Origin of the sequence: Kitasatospora sp. NPDC051702 (genome assembly GCF_040681575.1) — a bacterium.
GTDB lineage: Bacteria > Actinomycetota > Actinomycetes > Streptomycetales > Streptomycetaceae > Kitasatospora.
Genome location: NZ_JBFAZB010000107.1, coordinates 1 through 2,745, shown reverse-complemented (window position 1 = coordinate 2,745; position 2,745 = coordinate 1). Strand labels below are relative to the sequence as shown.

Genomic DNA, 2,745 nt, shown 5'->3' with positions numbered 1-2,745 from the left:
GGCCGGGGCGCGGGGGGGGGCGCGGGGGGTGGCGGCCGGGGGGGGGGGGCCCCGGCCCCGGTGGGGCCGGGCCGCCTCGCCGTGCCCGTCGGCCGGAGGCCCCGGAGCCGCGGGTCGACGACGGGTCCGGGGCGCGTCCTACGGCCGCAGGCCGCGCGCCACCACGTCGAAGAGCCGCTCGAACTGCTCCTCGTCCCCGTTGCCCTGCTCCAGGGCCCAGACCAGCGCGTTCACCAGCGTCACCGCGTCCGGCACCGAGACGTCGGGGCGGACGCCGCCCGCGAGCTGGGCCTGCCGGAGCAGGGTGCCGGCGGCGGTGAGCATGCCCGCGCAGGACTCGAAGTCGGTGTGCTCGTCGACCAGGTTGACCATCACGGCCGAGGCCAGGCCGCGGAAGCGGGTGGCGTAGGCGGCGAGGTCGCGCAGCCAGGCCAGCAGCCCGGCGGTGGGGTCGGCGGAGGCGGTCAGGTCGCGGGCGCGTCCCTCCAGGGTGGCCATGCTGTCCTGCAGCACCGCCTCCAGCAGGGCGGCGCGGGTGGGGAAGTGTCGGTAGAGCGTGCCGATGCCGACTCCCGCCCGGCGGGCGATCTCCTCCAGCGAGGCCTCGGTGCCCTGTTCCTCCAGGACGGTCGCGGCGGCGGCGAGCAGGCGCTCGTAGTTGCGGCGGGCGTCGGCGCGCATCGGGCGGGCGCCGGCGGCGCGCGGCCGGCCGGTGGGCTGCCCGGGCCGGTCGGGCCCGGTCTCGGGGGCGGTCTGGTCGGGCTGGGCGGGCTTCGCGGACCGAGGCGGCGTCATGTTCTCTCCGGGAGGCGGGTTCTGGGGTCTTGACGGTAGCGGCTTGCGGGTGATCGGCGGCGCTCCTTGCTTGCGAAGTGGAGGTGTCCTCCGTATTCTATGTGGAGGGGCCCTCCTGTTCTACCGGTGCTCCTTCCCGACGTACGTCCGACGTTCCTGTGAAGTCCCCGGTCCCTGCGCCCGCTCCTCGGCGCGACCGGACCCGTCCGCCGGATCCGCGGCCCGCCCCTGACGGGCCGCCGCGCGCCCGCCCGTGCCAGGGCCGGCCCGTCGGATCCCACACCCACGTGCTCACGGCCCTGTGGAGGCTATCGTGACGACCTCGTCCACCCCGTCCCCGACCTTGAAGGACGAGGCGGATCCGCCCGCGCCCGCCCAGGCCGGACCGTCCCGTCCGGGCATCACACTGGCGATCATCGCGGTCTGCCAGCTGATGATCATCCTGGACGCGACCATCGTCAACGTCGCCCTGCCCGACGTCCAGAAGGACCTCGACTTCACTGGCTCCGACCTGTCCTGGGTGCTGAACGCCTACGCCCTGACCTTCGGCGGGCTGCTCCTGCTCGGCGGGCGCTTCGGCGACATCCTCGGGCGCCGCAAGGTCTTCGTGATCGGCGTCGCGGTCTTCACCGGCGCGTCCCTGCTCGGCGGCATCACCCCCAACGGCGGCCTGCTGCTGCTCGCCCGCGCCCTGCAGGGCATCGGCGCCGCCCTCGCGGCCCCCGGCACGCTCGCCCTCATCGCCACCAACTTCCCCGAGGGCAAGGCCCGCACCAAGGCCATGGGCGTCTACGGCGGGGTCACCGGCTCCGGTGCCGCGCTCGGCCTGATCCTGGGCGGAGTGCTCACCGACACCGCGTCCTGGCGCTGGGTCTTCTTCGTCAACATCCCCTTCGGGATCCTGATCGCGGTGCTCAGCCCGCGCTACGTCCGCGAGTCCGAGCGCCACCCCGGCCGCTTCGACCTGGTCGGCGCGCTCACCTCCACCGCGGGCATGGCGCTGCTGGTCTACGGCTTCATCAACGCCGGCTCCAAGAGCTGGGGCGACACCACCACGGTGCTCTGCTTCATCGGCGCCGTCGTGCTGCTCGGCGCCTTCCTCCTGGTCGAGACCCGCGCCGCCCAGCCGATCCTGCCGCTGCGGCTGTTCCGCGACCGGGACCGCACCATCCTGCTGGGCGCGATGCTCTTCCTCTCCGGCAACCTGGCCGGGATGTTCTTCTTCCTCACCCAGTTCGTCCAGGAGGTGATGAAGTTCAGCCCGATCAAGGCGGGCTTCGGCTTCGTGCCGGTGGCCTTCGCGCTGATCGCCGCCGCGGGCGTGGTGATGAAGACGCTCACCAAGGTCGGTGCCAAGCCGTTCATGCTGGCGGGTGCGGTGCTGGTCACCGCCGGCATGGTCTGGCTGGCGCAGCTGGACGCCGACAGCGGCTACCTGTCCGGGCTGTTCGGCCCGATGATCCTGATCGGCGTCGGTGCGGGCTTCTTCACCGTCCCGCTGAACATCATCGCCGTCGCGGGTGTGGAGCAGGAGGACGCGGGCGCCGCCTCCAGCCTGCTCAACGTGGTCACCCAGGTCGGGTCCGCGCTCGGCCTGGCCATCCTGGTCACCGTCTTCAGCTCCACCGTCAAGGACGAGACGGCGCACCTGCCCACGGACGTCGCCCCCGCCGACCTGCCCTCGCACCTGCTCGCGGTCGGCAGCTCGGCGGCCTTCTGGGTCGGCGCGGCGCTGGCGCTGGTCGCCGTGGTCGCCGCGCTGGTGGCCCGGTCCCGGGAGATCCCGGACGACCCGGCGGCGGTGCTGACCACCGTGCACTGACCGCGGGGCACTGACCGCGTGTACTGACCACCGTGCACCGATCGCCGTGTGCCGGGCGCGCGCTGCCCGGGCCCCGCCCCCCCCCCCCCCCCGGGCCCCCCGCGCCCCCCCCGGGCCCCCCCCCGCGA

The 2,745-nt window shown here is 74.3% G+C and carries 2 protein-coding genes; one reads left to right on the top strand and one right to left on the bottom strand.

Going from position 1 to position 2,745, the window contains the following annotated elements; genetic code table 11:
- Positions 1-138: 138 nt before the first annotated feature.
- A complete protein-coding gene (locus tag AB0N04_RS38490; RefSeq protein WP_360222549.1) occupies positions 139-795 on the bottom strand; it encodes a TetR/AcrR family transcriptional regulator in 657 nt (218 codons plus the stop codon).
- A 313-nt stretch (positions 796-1,108) separates the two neighbouring features.
- On the opposite strand from AB0N04_RS38490, the gene AB0N04_RS38485 reads away from it, so the two are divergent.
- A complete protein-coding gene (locus AB0N04_RS38485; RefSeq protein WP_360222546.1) occupies positions 1,109-2,617 on the top strand; it encodes an MFS transporter in 1,509 nt (502 codons plus the stop codon).
- Positions 2,618-2,745 lie beyond the last annotated feature (128 nt).